This is a genomic window from Ewingella americana ATCC 33852 (genome assembly GCF_000735345.1).
In the GTDB taxonomy this organism is placed as follows: Bacteria; Pseudomonadota; Gammaproteobacteria; order Enterobacterales; family Enterobacteriaceae; genus Ewingella; species Ewingella americana.
Window position 1 is genome coordinate 59891 of record NZ_JMPJ01000063.1, and the last position, 16925, is coordinate 76815.

At 53.7% G+C, this 16925-nt stretch carries 14 protein-coding genes; 10 read left to right on the forward strand and 4 right to left on the reverse strand.

Annotation, left to right across the window (positions count from 1 at the left end):
• Positions 1 to 508 precede the first annotated feature (508 nt).
• Together GEAM_RS13135 and GEAM_RS13140 are read left to right on the forward strand one after the other, a co-directional pair.
• Complete coding sequence (locus GEAM_RS13135) at positions 509 to 2071, forward strand: methyl-accepting chemotaxis protein (RefSeq protein ID WP_051899516.1); 1563 nt, start codon at positions 509 to 511, stop codon at positions 2069 to 2071.
• 119 nt (positions 2072 to 2190) lie between these two features.
• On the forward strand, positions 2191 to 3384 hold the full coding sequence (locus GEAM_RS13140; RefSeq protein WP_034792203.1) for a cytochrome P450: 1194 nt from the start codon (positions 2191 to 2193) through the stop codon (positions 3382 to 3384).
• Between the two features lie 99 nt (positions 3385 to 3483).
• On the opposite strand, the gene GEAM_RS13145 is transcribed toward GEAM_RS13140, so the two are convergent.
• The gene (locus GEAM_RS13145; protein ID WP_034792205.1) at positions 3484 to 5661 is read right to left on the reverse strand and encodes a TonB-dependent receptor family protein; all 2178 of its coding nucleotides are present in this window, start codon (positions 5659 to 5661) and stop codon (positions 3484 to 3486) included.
• 160 nt (positions 5662 to 5821) lie between these two features.
• Here GEAM_RS13145 and GEAM_RS13150 point away from each other — a divergent pair, with 160 nt between their 5' ends.
• The gene (locus GEAM_RS13150; RefSeq protein ID WP_034792207.1) at positions 5822 to 6967 is read left to right on the forward strand and encodes an ABC transporter substrate-binding protein; all 1146 of its coding nucleotides are present in this window, start codon (positions 5822 to 5824) and stop codon (positions 6965 to 6967) included.
• Positions 6968 to 7007: 40 nt separating this feature from the next.
• Here the strand turns inward: GEAM_RS13150 and GEAM_RS13155 are convergent, their stop codons facing one another.
• The gene (locus GEAM_RS13155) at positions 7008 to 7898 is read right to left on the reverse strand and encodes a LysR substrate-binding domain-containing protein (RefSeq protein ID WP_034792209.1); all 891 of its coding nucleotides are present in this window, start codon (positions 7896 to 7898) and stop codon (positions 7008 to 7010) included.
• Positions 7899 to 8011: 113 nt separating this feature from the next.
• Here GEAM_RS13155 and GEAM_RS13160 point away from each other — a divergent pair, with 113 nt between their 5' ends.
• The gene (locus GEAM_RS13160; RefSeq protein ID WP_128124446.1) at positions 8012 to 8416 is read left to right on the forward strand and encodes a hypothetical protein; all 405 of its coding nucleotides are present in this window, start codon (positions 8012 to 8014) and stop codon (positions 8414 to 8416) included.
• A gap of 34 nt (positions 8417 to 8450) precedes the next feature.
• Here GEAM_RS13160 and GEAM_RS13165 read toward each other — a convergent pair whose 3' ends face one another.
• Positions 8451 to 8651 (reverse strand): tautomerase family protein, encoded by a 201-nt coding sequence (locus GEAM_RS13165; RefSeq protein WP_034792213.1) that lies wholly within the window; start codon positions 8649 to 8651, stop codon positions 8451 to 8453.
• A 13-nt stretch (positions 8652 to 8664) separates the two neighbouring features.
• A complete protein-coding gene (locus GEAM_RS13170; RefSeq protein WP_034792215.1) occupies positions 8665 to 9396 on the reverse strand; it encodes an SDR family NAD(P)-dependent oxidoreductase in 732 nt (243 codons plus the stop codon).
• A gap of 149 nt (positions 9397 to 9545) precedes the next feature.
• Between GEAM_RS13170 and GEAM_RS13175 the strand changes: the two genes are divergently transcribed.
• The 6 genes from GEAM_RS13175 to GEAM_RS13200 all read left to right on the forward strand — a co-directional run bounded on the left by GEAM_RS13175 (position 9546) and on the right by GEAM_RS13200 (position 16911).
• Positions 9546 to 10457: a LysR family transcriptional regulator gene (locus GEAM_RS13175; RefSeq protein WP_034792217.1), complete on the forward strand. Its 912-nt coding sequence runs from the start codon at positions 9546 to 9548 to the stop codon at positions 10455 to 10457.
• 336 nt (positions 10458 to 10793) lie between these two features.
• On the forward strand, positions 10794 to 12143 hold the full coding sequence (locus GEAM_RS23145; RefSeq protein ID WP_244956669.1) for a glycosyltransferase family protein: 1350 nt from the start codon (positions 10794 to 10796) through the stop codon (positions 12141 to 12143).
• Between the two features lie 52 nt (positions 12144 to 12195).
• Entirely contained in the window at positions 12196 to 13473 is a 1278-nt protein-coding gene (locus tag GEAM_RS23150; protein ID WP_034792221.1) for a glycosyltransferase family 2 protein, read from the forward strand.
• The gene (locus GEAM_RS13190; protein WP_034792223.1) at positions 13473 to 14912 is read left to right on the forward strand and encodes a radical SAM protein; all 1440 of its coding nucleotides are present in this window, start codon (positions 13473 to 13475) and stop codon (positions 14910 to 14912) included. The genes GEAM_RS23150 and GEAM_RS13190 overlap by 1 nt, the downstream gene beginning before the upstream one ends.
• An 11-nt stretch (positions 14913 to 14923) precedes the next feature.
• A complete protein-coding gene (locus GEAM_RS13195; RefSeq protein ID WP_034792225.1) occupies positions 14924 to 15751 on the forward strand; it encodes a hypothetical protein in 828 nt (275 codons plus the stop codon).
• Entirely contained in the window at positions 15748 to 16911 is a 1164-nt protein-coding gene (locus GEAM_RS13200; RefSeq protein WP_051899517.1) for an MFS transporter, read from the forward strand. The genes GEAM_RS13195 and GEAM_RS13200 overlap by 4 nt, the downstream gene beginning before the upstream one ends.
• Positions 16912 to 16925: the final 14 nt, after the last annotated feature.

The window sequence follows — 16925 nt, forward strand, 5'->3', positions numbered from 1 at the left end:
CGGCTGTAACGAATATAGCATCGGCTATACTCTATGGTGCAAGCTTAGTTTGGCGGTTATTAGGGACATTATGTTTCAAAATATGAAAATCCAGAAAATGCGCGAGATTATGAAAATGAAATGATTTTTTTTACCGATGAAATCGATAGGCAATATTTTAAATATGACAGTTAAAAGACAGCGAATTGAATTAAAAAGCCGTTTAGGCGAATCATTTGAATTAAGTCAGCGGGAATGTCGGCCTTAAAATGCCAAATCCAACCCACACAAATCTTCAATAATTATAGATATTTACCTATTTTTTGAGTGAAATGATTAGACGCAAAATCTTCACCTTTTCTTAATTGACACCCTTTCACCTCGCAGTTTATTTTCTGCCATTCTCAGTGGTTTATTTATTATCAAAATAAAAACCACCGCACTTTACACAGCCCCCACGCTTATTCCACTTCACTGCATTTATCCCGCAGCGAAGTTGCTAAACCCTACAAAAACAAGAGACATCACTATGTGGAAGAACCTCTCCGTCGGCGCAAGAATCTCCGGAAGCTTTGCCGTCATCCTCTGCTCTTTAGCCCTGCTGGCGGGCATTGGTATTGTGCAAGTCGGCAAAATCAACAACGCGCTCACCACCATTAATGACGTGAATAATGTCAAACAGCTTTATGCGGTGAATTTCCGAGGCAGCGTCCACGACCGTTCCATCGCCGTGCGCGACGTGACGCTGGTTTCAGCCGCCGAATTGCCGTCGGTAGTGGCGCACATTGCTCAGTTAGAGAGTGATTATTTGGCTTCCGCCGGGCCGATGAACAAGATTTTTGACGCAGGAACTAACGTCACGCCAGAGGAACGCCAGCAATATCAAAAGATTAAAGATGCTGAAGCCAAAACCATGCCGCTGGTGCATGAGATAATCACCCGCCAGCAGTCCGGGGACTTTGCCGGAGTAAAACAGGAAGTGCTCGATCAGGCTCGCCCGGCCTTTATTGAGTGGCTGGCGACCATTAACGGCTTTATTGATATAGAAACCCACCTTAACGATCATCAGGCGGCCATGGCGCGCGGCGTCGGTAAGGACTTCCAGTATTTAATGCTGATTTTGGCGCTGGTGACCATTGGTTTCGGCGTCTTAATTATGCTCACCACCACCCGCACCATTACGCGCTCGCTGGGCGGTGAACCGGCGCAAATCAAACGCATTGCCGATGCCATTGGCGGCGGCGACCTCTCCACCGCGCTGCAACTGCGCAAAGGCGACAGCAACAGCATTCTGGCGTCACTCAGCCGCATGCAATCGGCCCTGCGCAAAGTGGTCAGTGACGTGCGCAAGCATGCCGAAGGCGTCGCCAACACCAGTGGCGAAATCGCTCTGGGCAGCGCCGATTTGTCGCGCCGCACTGAGAGTCAGGCTTCGGCATTGCAGCAAACCGCCGCGTCGATGGGCCAAGTGGCGGGCACGGTGAAAAACAACGCTGACAATGCCCAGCAGGCTAGCCAGTTGGCGACCTCCACCGCCTCTGACGTTGCCAACGGCAGCGACATGGTTCAGGGCATTGTCCACACCATGCGCGACATCACCGACGAGTCGAAGCGCATCGCCGATATCACGTCGGTTATCGAAGGTATTGCCTTCCAAACCAATATCTTGGCGCTGAACGCCGCGGTAGAAGCCGCCCGCGCCGGGGAGCAGGGGCGCGGCTTTGCCGTGGTCGCCACCGAAGTGCGCTCACTGGCCCAGCGGTCGTCGAGCGCCGCGAAGGAGATCAAAGAGTTAATTGGTCACTCGGTGGAGCGCGTCAATGCGGGCGCGGTTGAAATCAACAACGCGGCGAACGCCATGACCCAAATTCTGCGCTCGGTGAATCAGGTGAATAGCATCGTCAATGAGATAGCCCACGCCTCCGCCGAGCAGGCGTCCGGGGTGCAAGAAGCCGCGCAGGCCATAACCCATATGGACGCCACCACTCAGCAAAACGTCCGTTTGGTTGAATTAACTTCAGCCGCCGCTCTGACGCTGGACGGCCAGTCCCGCGAGCTGCGCGAGGCCGTTGGCGTCTTCAGTCTGGCGTAAGCCGAAACACAAAATTACCCATAACACTGCCAATAACCATAATTTTTTGGCGCTCTTTAGTGATTTTTTCCACTCAGCTACAGAGCGCCTTTTGTTACTCACCCGGGAGTACCCTAGCCATGCAATTAAAAGACCTTTCTTCACCTGAATTTATTGAAAACCCCTACCCGTTTTACCAAAAGCTGCGCGCCAGCGGGCCGCTGCTTCAGGTTGGGCCAAATACCTTCCTCGCCACCCAATTCGCCACGGTCGATGCCCTGTTCAGCGACAAGCGAATTGGTAAAAGCTATATGGATACCGTGCGCATTCGTTACGGAGACAAGGCCGACAGCATCCCGCTATTTAGCGCGTTTAGCCGGATGTTCCTGATGCTCAACCCGCCGGATCACAGCCGCATTCGCGGGCTAATGATGAAGGCGTTCAATGCGCGCAAGATAGATTCACTGCGCGAAATGGCCGTGGCGATCGCCCATGAGCTGATCGACCAAATCGAAGATCAGGGCAACTTAGATCTCACCAAGGATTTCGCCTTCCCGCTGCCGGTGCGCATCATCTGTAAAATGCTCGACGTGCCGGTGAGTGACGCACCGCGACTTGGCGTTGCCACCGGGCTGCTGGTGAAAGCTTTCGACCCGTCGATCAGCGAAGAGGAGATCAATCAGGCCAATGACGCCTTTATGGTGCTGGATGACTACTTCTCGGCGGTGATCCACCAGCGCCGCGAGCAGCCCGGCGAAGATCTGATCTCGCTGCTGGTGCATATCAATGACGGCGGCGAAACCCTGACCCACGATGAGATTGTCTCCAACGTGGTGCTGCTGTTCTTGGCCGGGCATGAAACCACCACCAATATGATCAGTAACTCGCTGATTGCCCTGTTCCGCCACCCGGAGCAGTTGGCGCAGATTAAGCATAATCCTGAGCTGCTGCCGAATGCGGTGCTGGAGTGCCTGCGCTATGACAGCTCGGTGCAAATGACTATGCGCACCGCGCTGGAAGAGGTGGAAATTGGCGGCGTTAAGGTGCCAAAAGGCGCGATGATCCTGCTATTGATTGGCGCTGCCAACCGCGATGCCGGGCAATTCGAGCACCCAGAACAGCTCGACATTACTCGCCGCCTTGGCCGTTCAATGGCCTTTGGCGCGGGCATTCACCACTGCATGGGCCATCGTCTGGCGCTGATTGAGCTGGAATCGGCGCTAAGCGTGTTGCTGACGCGTCTGCCGAATCTGCAACTGCAAGATCTGGATAAGCTGGCGTGGATCCCGCGCGCCAACCTGCGTGGCGTCAGTAAGTTGATCGCCAGCTTCTAATCTTCGAAACCTATCTTTAAACCATAAAAAAATCCCCCGCAGGCGCTGGCCCACGGGGGATTTTTATTTTTTAAGCCACCGCTAAGTGGCTTACTTTTCTTAGAATTTGATGGAGGCCTGCATGAAGTAAGTGCGAGGTTCGCCAACATATTTGCCACTGTTGTTGTCGGTAGAGCGAGTGAAGTAACGCTCATCAAACAGGTTTTTAATCCCTGCGCCGACGGTCAGGTGCGACCAGCGCGGTCCGAAGTCATACTGACCACGGGCGTTCCACGTCATATAGCCCATGATGTCGCCGTATTGGCCGTCAGCAGATTCGTCAGTGATATAACCGTTGCCGGAGTCAGCAGAGCCCGGTGAACGCTGTTTGGACTGCGCGAAGCCGTCGACATTCCACACCCAGTTACCCACTTCATAACGCGTCCCTACGGTGAACACCTGACGGGAGTAGAACGGCAAGTCTTTACCGGCAAACTCACCGTTGACTGACGTCGCTTTGGTGTAAGTATATGAACTGTAGACACTTGCGCCATCCAGTGCGTGGCTCAGTTCGCTCAGATCATAGCTCAGTGCCAGTTCCACACCCTTGTGCTTGGTCGCACCCAGCGAGGTCCAGCCGATGGTGTTGTTGATGTACTGAAGCTGGTTGTCGAAGTCGATGTAGAACGCCGTCAGCTCGGCTTTAACCACGGTATCATCGTAGTGAGTACCGATTTCGTAGGTCTTGGCTTTCTCTGGCTCGAGGCCCGGCGCTGGCTGGCCGCCGCTGCCGCCACGGGTCAGCTGGAAGTATTGCAAGCTGCCGAAAGAGGTGTTGGCGTTAGCAAACAGCTTCCATGAGTCGGTCAGGTGATACATCACGTTGACGGAAGGCAACGGCTCGCTGTACTGCTTCTCACGCGAGATATTCAGGAAGCCGTCATCAACGTGAGTTTTGATGCTTTCATAGCGCAGGCCCGGCGTTACGGTCCAGTTGCCGAAGTTCATCGCATCGTCAATGTAGGCCGCGTGAGCTTCGCTGCCGCCGGAGGAATGCTGGTAGTAGGTAGCGCGTGAATCCGGTGCCGAGTAAGTGGTGCTCGGATCGTACCAGCCAGAGCGGTAGCCCTTCTCGTCGGAGGTTTCGTTCAGATAGCGATAGCCGACCGTCACTTCGTGAGCCATATCCCAGAAGCGGAACAGCTGCGAGTACGTTGGCTCAATGGCGTACGTGGTGTAGTTACGCGGCGCGGCGCTGAAGCGGCTCAGGCCAGCGTTAGCCCCTGCGCCGGTTGAGCCGATGTCGCTGCTACGGAAGCTTTTGGTGAAGTAAGTCAGCAATTCGAACTGGCTGTTGTCTTCCTGATGACGGTATTTGAAGGACATATCCTGACGACGGCCTTCGAACTGGTCAAAGCGACGCACCGACTGGAACGGGTTGTCTTTATACTGCTGCGCGGTCAGGCCGCCCGGCATACCGGCGCTGGCGTTGTAGTAGTGGAAGTTAGCCAACAACTCATCTTTTTCAGTGAAGTTGTATTTGGTTTTGAACATGAAGTCGTCAATGTCGGTGTTATCGTTATTGTCACGATAGCCCTGCCCGTGCAGGCCGGAGTAGAGCAATTCTGCGCCTAGTCCGTTATCCGCCGTGCCGCCTACCGAGGCGCTGGTTAAGGTTTTTAAACCGCCGTGCGCTGCGCCTTCAGTTTGGGTGCTGACATCGCCGCCGAAGGTTTTTGGAATATCCTTGGAGACGAAGTTAATCACCCCGCCGACGTTCTGCGGCCCGTAGCGCACTGCCGCGCCGCCGCGAATGACGTCAATTGACTGGATGTTGCCCATGGAGAGCGGCGCCATGGAGAGCTGTGGCTGACCGTAAGGCGCCACCGCCAAAGGTACGCCGTCCATCATGATGGTGGAGCGCGGAGAGAGGCGAGAGGTTAAGCCGCGCACGCCGATGTTCAGAGAGATGTCGCTACCGCCGGTGCCGTTGTTTTCCTGTACCTGAACGCCCGGCGTGCCGCGCAGCGCTTCACCAATGGTTTCGGCACCTTTTTCGCGGATCTGTTTTTGGTCAATAATAGTACGTGCGCCTGGGTGATCGAGTACCGCCGTTTCATTGTCGCCGCTGTCTAACCAGTTACCTACCACGGTCACAGAATCCGTTCTGTCTTCCGGCGTGGCGGTGGTCGATGGCGTGGCTGCGGCTGGCGTTTTGGTGTCGGCTGCTGAGGCGTAATAAGGAAGAGCGATGGCCACGGCCGTGGCAAGGACTGAAAGGCGGTAACGCGCTGACATATCTTGTTTTTTCCTGTTATAAAAAGTGTTAACTTTGCGTAAGTAACGTCTGTTTAATGCTAATTGTAATGAGAATTGTTTGCATTATAATCAGGACTGTAAGTATTAGTAAATACTGTGTTTTTTGAAGATTTAACCCCGTTTAAGCTGCCTTTCAGGAATGCCCTTTATGCTCGCGAAAACATTGCCTGCCCTGCTGTTATTAGGACTGAGTAGTCTGGTGTCTTTTGTTGCTCAGGCTGACCCCATTACGCTGACCGATGTCACCGGCCGGCAAGTGGTCTTACCAAAACCTGCTGAACGCGTCATCTTGGCCGACTCACGCGCGATACAAGCTCTTCAGCTTGTTCATCCGACTAAGCCGTTCGAGTCAATCATCGCCTGGGATAACGCGCTAAAAGCCAAGGCCCCGGACTTGTTCACGCTTTACCAGAACGACTACCCGGAACTGGCAAAATTGCCGATGCTGGAGAACGCTTACTACAGCGATTTCAGCGTGGAGAAGACCGTAGGTTTGAAGCCTGACTTAATTATTTTTGATGCAGGCGTTAAAAAGAAACTGGAAGAGAGCCGGGTTCTTGAGCAGCTAACCAAGATTGGCGTGCCGGTGGTGTTTATCGATTTCCGCCTGCATCCGTTGACCAATACCGTGCCGAGCATCCGCCTGTTGGGTCAGGCGCTGGGCAATGAGCAGCAGACTGAAGGCTTTTTACACTTCTACCAGTCGCGCATCGACATGATTAACCAGCGCGTGGCGACCCTGACCGAGCAGCAGAAGCCAAAAGTGTTTATCGAGCGTCACGCCGGAATGACCGGCGAAGAGTGCTGTTTTACCTACGGAAAAGGCAGTTTTGGTGAGTTTATTCAAACGGCGGGCGGGGTGAATCTCGGCAGCGCGCTGTTTGCGGGCAAAAGCGGCACCATTAATCTGGAACAGCTGATCACCAGCAAGCCTGACGCTTACCTGATGACCGGCGCGGACTGGAGCAGCAGCTTTAAAGAGAGCATCGGCGTGCCATTGGGTTACAACGCGGATGCCGCGCTTTCGGCGCAACGTCTGAACAAGCTGATGGCGCGCAACGGCGTCAACGTGCTCGATTCCATCAAACAGCATCGCGTTCTGGCGGTTTATCATCAATATTACGACAGCCCGCTGAACATTTTTGCTATTGAAGCTATCGCCAAATTCCTGCACCCGGAGCTGTTCAAGGATCTCGACCCGCAGGCCGACCTCGATATGGTGCATAAAGAGTTCTTGCACCAGCCGTCGAAAGGCCTGTTCTGGCTGGCGGCCAAGCCGCAGTAACCGACTTTAGTCAACAGAGAGGGTTCTTCGAATCCTCTCTTTATTCCATCCCCTCGCACTTCTGCATCACAAACTGCACAAACTTATCCAGCTTAGGGACATCATTCTTCTTCGGCGCATAGAGCAGATGCACCGGGCGCGGCTTGGGTAGAAAATCCTCCAACAGCGTGACCAATCTGCCGCTGGCTATCTCATCTTTCACCAGAAAATGCGGCTGCATCAGAATGCCATTACTGGCCAGCGCCGCGTCGCGCAGGGCATAGCCGTCGTTAGATTTCATCACCCAATTATTCGGCCAAGCTATATCGCTCCCCCCTTCGCGCAGGTTCCAGGCAAAGCGCGAATTCCACGTCGAGTGGATCAGTAAACGATGCTGACTCAGCGCCTCGGGCCCGGCTGGCGTGCCGTGCTGGCGCAGGTATTCCGGCGTGGCGCAAATAATCATCCGATAGAGAAACAGCGGCTTGGCCACCAAAGCGTAATCTTTCAAATCGCCAATGCGGAAAGCGCAGTCGTAGCCTTCGGCAATCAGGTCCGCCACGCTGTTATTCAATACCAGTTCAATGCGAACTTGCGGGTAAATCTGCATAAATTCGGCGACGATAGGCCCAACAATCTCTTTGCCCACGGTCATCGGCGCGCTGATGCGTAATAAGCCCTGCGGCTCATTGTTCAGCCCTTCCATTGCCTCATAGGCTTGGTTGACGTTGGCGATAATCCCCTGCGCTGACTCATAAAATAGCTGCCCGGCGGAGGTCACCATCATGCTGCGGGTGGTTCTTTGCAATAAATCCGTTTTAAGGGTCTTCTCAAGGTTATTAATATATTTCGCCACCATCACCACGGACATATCTTCTTTCTTCGCCGCGCCGGTAAAACTCCCCTCTTCAACAACAGAGATAAATACCTCCATGGCTTTAAGCTTATTCATACTAAACCTCAAGTTAATACTGTTTAAACCTTCGTTGGGTTCACCCAGTTAGCTATTTCCTATACCTTGCAGGCCCTAAGACTAATACAGAATGCCAGACAAGTGGAAATAAGATGTCAGTTAATCATGGAGAGAGAAACACCCTATCAATAATAAAAAAGTCTAAATTACTCATCACGTTACTCTTCAGCCTGTTCTCGCCAGCCATTTGGGCGATGCAGCAATATCAGCTCACTTGCCCCGGCAGAGGTGAAATGTCGGTCAGCAATACTGATTATGTTATTACCACACTGCTATGGGATGACGGATTTATCGTCGCGCCGCGTCCGGCAACTTATACCGATAAAAGCGGCAACGTTTTGACGGTTTATCAATTTAGAAATAATGAGATGTTGTTAGTCAATAAAATAAAAAATCGTTATTTCTTTATTTATCGCGATGAGAATAAAAGTCAAAAAGAGGTGGAGTGTATAAAAGGCCCCAATCAGCGCATCGCGGTTAAATGGGCTAATGGTTAAAAGCGAGGCTTATATCAAGCCTCGCCAGAAACGACTAGCTGCGTTTACGCCTCTGGGTGATGGTTTCTCCCGCCACGCCCCAGTTGTCGGTATCCACTTCGTCAATAATGACAAACGTGGTTTGCGGATCTTTGTTCAGCACTTTCACCAGCAAATCTGTCGCCCCGGAGATCAGCGCGGCTTTCTGCTCGGCGGTCACCCCTTCGCGGGTAACTTGTATATTAATGAATGGCATAGCCTATCTCCTGTTACCAAACACCGGCGGTTGCGCCGCCATCGATGGGCAATACGACGCCGGAAGTAAAACGCGCATCCACCAAATAAAATACCGCGTCGACGATGTCTTGCGTGCTTCCCGTGCGTCCGGCCGGTGACAGTGCGCGCAGGAATACGCCGTCGCCACCGCTGTGCAGTGGCGTTTCAATCACACCGGGTGCAATCGCGTTGACCTGCACGTTTTTATCCGCCAATTCCAGCGCCAATGACTGGGTCGCGGCGTTCAGCCCACCTTTGACCATCACCGGCAGCAGCGAAGGCAAGTTGCGCAGAGGTTGCACCGCAAGGCTGGCAGTGATGTTGATGATGTGGCCGCTACGCTGGTTGCTCATCAGCTCCGCCGCGCGCTGGGCCGGGAAGAAGAAGCCTTTGAGGTTGGTCGCCAGCAGCGCATCCAGATCCTCTTCGGTGTACTTCTCGACCGGCTTGGCGATGAAGATCCCGGCGTTGTTGATCAAAATATCCACTCGCCCGAACTGCTCCAGCGCGGTGTCAAACAGGCGCTGGGTGGTGTCCGGCAAGGCAATATCCCCAGCCACGCCGACGAAGTTTTTCGGGTTACCGAGCTTTTTCGCCGCCTCGGCCAGACGCTCACTGGTGCGGGCATTTCCCACCACATTGTCGCCACGCTTTAAGAACGCTTCAGCCAGTGCAAAACCAATACCACTCGATGCGCCGGTGATCACCACAGTTTGTTGACTCATAACACACTCCTATAAACGCTAAGTTGGCACTCGGATAAATGCCGCTGTTGACTCACTGCGGTCACTTTACTTATGCGTTCAGGTGCGATAAATAAGGCTAAATGACATTCATTTATTACTTCATGTAATTAATAAGGCGTAACTCACCCATGCAACGCGACTTCGACGACATCATGCTTGGCAGTCTGGAATTATTCTGTCTGGCGGCGGAAACCGGCGGATTCAGCAAGGCGGCGACGCAGGCGGGAGTCACTCCGGCGGCGGTGAGCCGGGCGGTATCGCGTTTAGAGGAGCGCCTCGGCGTGCGGCTGTTTGTGCGCACCACACGGCAGATTCGCCTGACCGAGGCAGGCGAGCAGTATCGCGCGCAGTGTTTGGCGGCGCTGACGCTGTTGAAAGACGCCGAAATGTCGCTGAGCGGGCAGCAGTCACAGCCCGCCGGAAAAGTGCGACTCAGCATGCCGACCGCCTATGCCCATTGGCGGGTGCTGCCTTTGCTGGCGCGCTTTCAGACGCTCTATCCCCAGTTGGCCGTCGACACCCACATCAGCAATCGCAATATCGACTTTTTCGAAGAAGGCTTTGATTTGGCAATTCGCGGCAAAGCCCCCGCCGAGTCCAATATGATTGCCCGTAAAATCGAGGATGCCGAGTTGATTGTCGTGGCCTCCCCGCACTATCTCGCCAGCGCGCCCGCGTTGAAGACTCCGGATGATTTAACTCAGCATCGCTGCATTGGCTATGAGCTTTCTAGCAACGGGCGGCCTCTGCCGTGGCTATTCCAGCAGCAGGGGGAAGTGAGCGAAAGAGTGATGGATCATCACATTACCTGCTCTGAAGATTATATCGGCGGTCTGACGCTGGCTCGCCACGGCGCGGGGCTGTTCCAAATTTATCGCTTCGTGGCGCAAGAAGATCTCAACAGCGGGCAACTGGTGGAAGTGCTGCAAGAGTTCGGTGGCACCCGCCGCCCGTTTTACCTGCTCTACCCTCATGCCCGTTTTCTGCCATTGCGCACCCGCACCATGATTGATTTCCTGCTCGCCGCGCTGCGCCACTGATCCCCTTTCCCCCGCCAAGCTTCTCTCCCCTGACGGGGAGGATACCCACATAGTTTATGAATTTTTTGCTGTCAAAAAATAACCAATCTATTTCCTGCGATCTTTGAAGATTTGAGAAGCCCCTCACAAAACATAAATCCCTCTAAAGTTTGTGGAACTGGTGAAAATTCCTTCTCACTCATTGGAGGAAGTCGAACAGCACAAGAAGGCCGTCTGCGCCGTTCGACTGGGATCGTTACCGGAGAAAAAGACACAAAGATAAAATGCTATTAAATACATGAATTAAATGGAAATAGCCTGAGGTGTGCAATGCGACATAGCCAAGATAAGTGTGCAATGTTTGTTTCGTTCGATGCTGTCGCGGTATCAGGGATCACGGTTGAGGCGATGAAAATCGCTAAGAAGCTGCAAGACCGGGGGTTCCGGTCGTATCTGGATTTGGGGTACGACATCAAGATTGATAAGGGAAACTTTAATAAGCCTTATGACGTGGAGCCGGCGATTTATCGCGACGTCTTCACACTAGTGCGTATCGACGACATCACGTCGATCCCCCATTACAACCTCGATTTTATCGAATACGCCCACAGCGCGCTGATCAGCCAAAAAAGCCCGATTAGCGATGATGAAAAAGCCGCGCTGTTGCAGACCATCGACCAGACGGCACATCTGCTTGCCCAGCGTATCGTGGCGCTCTGGCAGCAGTTGGGTATCAGTAATCTGGTGGTGGAAAATGGCACCCTGCCGGAAAATATCATTTATACCAAGGCGTTGTATCTGGCGATTGAACAGTACGGCCAGCAGCAGGATTTGGGTAATTTCGTTATCTGGCGCGACCACGACCTGATGTGGAATAGCGAAAAGACGGTGATGAAATATGGCCCGGCGCCCTACTCTCACGCCATCAAGCCGGTCAAGTCCAAGCACATCACTTATGTCACGCTGAATGACCACCTCAAGCAGAAATTAGAAGCTTGGTGTAATTACGACGTAGACGTCAAAGTGAAGAAAAATACCTATGATTTTTCCCAGCAGAAGGTGCGCTGCAATATTAGAGAGCGGCTAAGCGTTCGCGCCGATGATATTTTAATTGCCCGCACCACGCGTATTATTCCGCAAAAACGCTTAGACCGCGACGTGATGCTGGTGAGCCATCTCAACACCTTATTCCATAATAGTAACAGTGACCGACGCGTCTATTTAGCGGTTGCCGGAAATGAAAAGGAAAATCACGGTTATTTTCAGGAACTGGATAAACTGTCGCAAGAGCTTAATGTAAAACCCTATATTAAATTTATCGGCGCGCTGCCTCATGAATGTATGCAGTCAGAAAGCGACGCCATCGCCATAGAAGACTTATATCACTCCTGTGATCTGGTCTCTTTCCTCACCTCTTATGACTACGACAGCTACGGCAACCCAATTGGCGAGGCGGTGAGCCACCGGCGCTGCTACATCACCACCAGCTATGAGTATTATCACGAGGTATACGGCCAGCACGGCTTCGAAGCGCCGGTCATGGCGATATCCGAACAGCAGGACGGTTTACCCAACCCTGAGTTTATTCATGATTTATATCAGTTCCTCAACAATAAGGAATATATGGCGCACGTGGCGGATAAAAATTTCGCCTTAGGGCAGCAGGTGCTCTCCAATAACGTGATCGACATTTTAAATGTGAATTAATTTAAAACCCTAACCCATTTCATTGTGGATCTTACTCTATTCTGGAGAACTTATGCGCGATTCTATTTTCGTGTCAGTAGTGCTACCCGTATATAATGAAAGCGACCGTATTGATGAAGTATTAATTTCACTCTTCAATCAGAAAACCAAAGATAACCTGATCACTCACGACAGCTATGAGTTAATTATCGTGGATAATAATTCCACCGATGATTCCGTGGCAAAAATAAATGCGTTTAGCGCCAAGAACCCGTCAATGGATATTCATGTCATTGATGAGAAAGTTCAGGGCGTCTCTTCTGCCAGAAAGCGCGGCATGGATTACGCCTCGCTGCGCTCTAAAGCCCGCGACAGCCGCCTCGGGCAGAAGCGAAAACATTATATTGTCTCCGCCGACGCCGACTGCACCGTCGACACCTACTGGCTGTATGAGCTGATTAACACCATGGTCAGCCAGCAGGGCGACTTAGGCACCTGTAACTACTATTACAATGCCGAAGATTTCGAAAAACGCCCTAACCTGTTCAATGAAATCAAGAAAACCCTGCGTCTGCGCGAATACTCCTTCTCGCTGTTTGGCGGCTTCCCCGACGGTAAAGGCTTTGGCGTCGAGCGCGGCCTGTACGACACCATTGGCGGCATCGAAATCTTCTACCAGCTCAACAAAGGCCGCTTTGTCGAGCACCTGTCCGACGACTGGGACTTCGGCATCAAAATCATCGCCTACGGCGGCAAGCCGGTCTACGCCAGAAATTCCTATGTCGAAATCAACAGCCGCCGGGTCGACACCATTCTGGATGAAGTGATCACCGGCGTTGCTTACGGCAGCGACGGCATCATCATCATGAAAGACGTGCGCCCGGACGTTGAGCAGCAAAAGCCAACGCTGGTTGACACCACCCCGGCCGAATCCAAACAGGCGTGGGACTATTCGGTGAAGGATTACACGCCGAAAAATATCATTCTGCCCGCCCTGCTCAACCCTTACATCTTGTTAGAAAACAGCGAAGTGCGCGACTTCTTCTCCGGTCCGCTGGCTGACAAGCTCTACCGCCGCATTCATGAACTCAAACATGAAATGCGCATTATCGATTTCAAACCGATCCACGCCTATAAGACCCCGGCTTATCGCCTCTATTTCGAATTCCGCGATGAGATCTTTGCCGCCATGCGCCGCGCCGTCGGCGACGACATTGGTTATCCGCCTGACCTGCCCGCCTGTTTCGATCAGGTGAAAACCGAAGACTTCACGCGCTTCGTTTACTACTTCTGCGAAGACCGCGAGTCCGGTGAAGCCCACAACTATTTTGCCAATGGAGGCGTATTCTGATGAACAACGAAGCCCTGAACTCCCTGCTGGATATTGATGAAAATTACCCTGTTCCTCTGGTAAATGAATTTCTGGCCCAGCCGGAAAACCGCGCTTTTCTGGAGTATGTCTACAAAGATCCCTTTGGCTGCCACGTCTTCCCCGGCGACATCACCGACTACCCGCTGCCGTCGTTCTTTGCCGATATGGACAGCGACATCAAGAAAGCGGGCAAAATCCACCTCTGGGCCTATATCCCCACCTGCCGCTATCGCTGCCACTTCTGCCAGTATCCGACGGTGATCCTCAACCCGAAAGCCGCCTCTTCGCAGGAGGTATTCCGCGATTTGGTGGACTTCAACATCAAAGAAGCCCTGATGTGGCTGGAGCGCGTGCCGAACCTCGCCACGGTGGAAGTCGGCGAATTCAATATCTTCGGCGGCACCCCGTCGCTGCTGCCAGAGCCAGAACTGCGCCGCATGATGGCCTTCTACAAAAGCCACTTTAACTTCTCCACCGCCACCATGCGTTTCGAGGGCGAGCCGGGCACGCTGAACAAAGAGTATTTGGCGATATTAAAAGATCTTGGTTTCAGCAAAATCAGCTTCGGCACCCAGTCCTTCAACGACGAAATCATCACCGCCTGCGGGCGCATGCACTCGGCGGACGAGTGCGTGGAAACCATCTATCAGGCGCGGGAAATCGACATCGACTGGGTCAGCGTCGACCTGATTTACGGCATGCTCGGCCAGACGGTGGATGACGTGAAATATGACATGGAGAAGACCCTCGAGCTGGGACTATCCCACGTGGTCTGCACCAAGCTGCACATGGATGAATTCATCAAAAACCGCACCGGCGTCTCCGGCGAGCGCGAAAGCCTGTGGCAGAAAAAGGGGCTGATTAACATTAATAACATGAGCTTCCCCGGCCTCGGCAAGCAGTACCAGATGCGCGAACTGGTGGAGAAATATCTGGCCGACGGCTACACCGAGCATCCAACCATGTACTTCCACCGCAATGACCAGCAGCCGGAAAAGTGGAAAGCACTCATCACCGACCTCGACAAACAGTACCCAGAAGTGGCGATTGGGCTGGGCGGCAGCTCTAAATCGACCCGCTCCGAGGCAATCAACATTACCGGCTATAAAAAGTATAAAGAGGCGCTGAACGAAGACCGCCTGCCAATCGAAGAGAGCCGCGGCTTCTCTCCTGCCCAGCGCGAGGTCAACGCCTTCAAGATGGCGCTTTCCACTCTGATCCCGGTGGATGACAAGGTGTTCAAGCAGCGTTTCGACGGCAACAGCTTCTTCGAAAATCCGCTGATTAATCGCACCTTGGATAAGCTGGTGCAGAAGAAGCTGGTGACGGTTTCCGGCGACGTCGTGACCCTGACGCCCATCGGCATCACGCTGGTCGAGGCGATCATCAACACCCAATTCACCACCGAGACGGAATAAGGAGCTTCGCCATGGCAACCTCTTCATCCGCCACCCATCCGGTTTTCAGCCTCTATTACATTGGCATTGATACCGAAGTGGGCGTCACCAACGAGCAGTTTGAAGCTTTTGTCCGCGAGCAGGGGGTGAAAATCCCCTGCTATCCCGGCTGGCGCTGGACCTTGCTGCGCGGCCTGCGCGGCGAACGCGTCGGGCAATATCTGATGCTGTATGAGATGGACAGTCAGGCGCACCGCGACCGCTATGTCACCGCCACCGGTCAGAAAACCGAGGCGGCAAAAGCCTTCTGGCAGCAGCATCCCGAGGCGCTGGAGATTCTGGCGGCGTGGCGCAAGCTCGGTACCTTCAGCCAGTTACCGACACTATTCACCGACTACCAATTGCTGGCGGAAAACACCAAAAGCGATGTTCCCCATGGCCCGCGCTATCGGGACCAGCCGGGCGAGGAGCCAATTGCCCGCATCATCGGTATTCACAATCTGGCCCTGCGCGAAGGAGTGATGCCGGAGCAGTTCGAGCAGTTTATTGCCGAAAATCATCATCGTATTGAAGATTATCCCGACTGGAAGTTCCATTTGCTGAAAGGCGAACGTGGCAACCGGCTGGACCAATACGTGGTGATGATGGAGATAGCCAGCATGGACGCGCTGGACGTCTTCTACCCTGAGCCGGATATCGCCACCGACGAGGCGGCTAAGTTCGCCAAGGCGCACCGCGACACCAAGCAGATGTATGAAGAGTGGAAGCAGCTGGCCTCTTTCTCCGGCTCGCCGCAAATCTACACCGACTATCTTTGCGTCGCGGAAAGCCTGCCCGCTGAGGAGAGCCGGTCGTTATGACACTCAACCTGCTGATTCGAGGTGCCACGGAGAATGTCCGTCAGCAAATTGCCACCCGGATAATTTTCTTTCTGGCCGGATTAGGCATGTCGGCATGGGCACCGTTAATCCCCTTCGTGAAGTCGCGAATTGGCATTGATGCCGGCTCGCTGGGGCTGCTGCTGTTCTGTATTGGCGCGGGCTCGATGCTGATTATGCCGTTTACCGGTCAGCTGATCGGCAAATTGGGCTGTCGTAAAATCATTCTCACCGCCGGTTTGCTGTTAGTGCTGGATTTGCCGCTGCTGACCTTGCTCGACGCCCCGCTGCTGATGGGGGCAGCCTTACTGGTGTTCGGCGCGATCAACGGCATCATGGACGTGGCGATGAACTCGCAGGCGATCATTGTCGAACGGGAAAGCGGGCAGGCCAAAATGTCCGGTTTTCACGGCTTCTACAGCATTGGCAGCATCTCCGGCGCGGGCAGCGTCAGCCTGCTGCTGTGGGCGGGCGTCTCCCCAACGACCGCCATTGGGCTGATTGCGGCACTGATCGCCCTGCTGCTGGTTATCGCTTCGGCGGATCTATTAGCCAAAAGTGAGATCGACGGCGAGCAGAAAGGCGGCACGCTGTTCGCTCTCTCCCACGGCAAGATCTTGTTTATCGCCCTGCTGTGCTTCTTTGTTTTCCTTACCGAAGGGGCGATGCTCGACTGGTCCTCCCTGTTGCTCAATGCCGAGCGCGGCGTGGCGAAATCTCAGGCCGGACTGGGTTACACACTCTATGCCATCGCCGTGACCCTCGCGCGGCTGTATGGCGACAGGCTGATCAACGCCATTGGCCGCTATCGCATGCTGCTGCTCGGCAGCCTCTGCGCGGTGCTCGGCCTACTGCTGGTGACCACGGTTAATCTGGCGTGGGTGGCTTTCGCCGGGCTGATTTTGGTCGGCCTCGGCATCGCCAACGTGGTGCCCATTCTGTTCAACGCGGCGGGTAACCAAGAGCATGTGCCACCCAATCTGGCCTTCCCCGCGGTGACCCTCGTCGGCTATGTCGGCCTGCTGGCAGGCCCCGCGCTGATTGGCTTTATCGCTAAATACTCCAACCTTACGCTGGCCTTCGGCTGCACGATTTTCTGCCTGTTGCTGGTCAGCCTTAGCGCCCGCGCCTTAACGCGCTAACTCACCCATTTCAT

Bases quoted from the DNA above. Each gene is read 5' to 3' on its own strand.
- GEAM_RS13140 (WP_034792203.1), top strand. From the start codon at position 2,191: ATGCAATTAAAAGACCTTTCTTCACCTGAATTTATTGAAAACCCCTAC.
- GEAM_RS13160 (WP_128124446.1), top strand. From the start codon at position 8,012: ATGTCAGTTAATCATGGAGAGAGAAACACCCTATCAATAATAAAAAAG.
- GEAM_RS13135 (WP_051899516.1), top strand. From the start codon at position 509: ATGTGGAAGAACCTCTCCGTCGGCGCAAGAATCTCCGGAAGCTTTGCC.
- GEAM_RS13195 (WP_034792225.1), top strand. From the start codon at position 14,924: ATGGCAACCTCTTCATCCGCCACCCATCCGGTTTTCAGCCTCTATTAC.
- GEAM_RS13155 (WP_034792209.1), bottom strand. From the start codon at position 7,898: ATGAATAAGCTTAAAGCCATGGAGGTATTTATCTCTGTTGTTGAAGAG.
- GEAM_RS23145 (WP_244956669.1), top strand. From the start codon at position 10,794: ATGTTTGTTTCGTTCGATGCTGTCGCGGTATCAGGGATCACGGTTGAG.
- GEAM_RS13190 (WP_034792223.1), top strand. From the start codon at position 13,473: ATGAACAACGAAGCCCTGAACTCCCTGCTGGATATTGATGAAAATTAC.
- GEAM_RS13145 (WP_034792205.1), bottom strand. From the start codon at position 5,661: ATGTCAGCGCGTTACCGCCTTTCAGTCCTTGCCACGGCCGTGGCCATC.
- GEAM_RS13175 (WP_034792217.1), top strand. From the start codon at position 9,546: ATGCAACGCGACTTCGACGACATCATGCTTGGCAGTCTGGAATTATTC.
- GEAM_RS23150 (WP_034792221.1), top strand. From the start codon at position 12,196: ATGCGCGATTCTATTTTCGTGTCAGTAGTGCTACCCGTATATAATGAA.
- GEAM_RS13200 (WP_051899517.1), top strand. From the start codon at position 15,748: ATGACACTCAACCTGCTGATTCGAGGTGCCACGGAGAATGTCCGTCAG.
- GEAM_RS13170 (WP_034792215.1), bottom strand. From the start codon at position 9,396: ATGAGTCAACAAACTGTGGTGATCACCGGCGCATCGAGTGGTATTGGT.
- GEAM_RS13165 (WP_034792213.1), bottom strand. From the start codon at position 8,651: ATGCCATTCATTAATATACAAGTTACCCGCGAAGGGGTGACCGCCGAG.
- GEAM_RS13150 (WP_034792207.1), top strand. From the start codon at position 5,822: ATGCCCTTTATGCTCGCGAAAACATTGCCTGCCCTGCTGTTATTAGGA.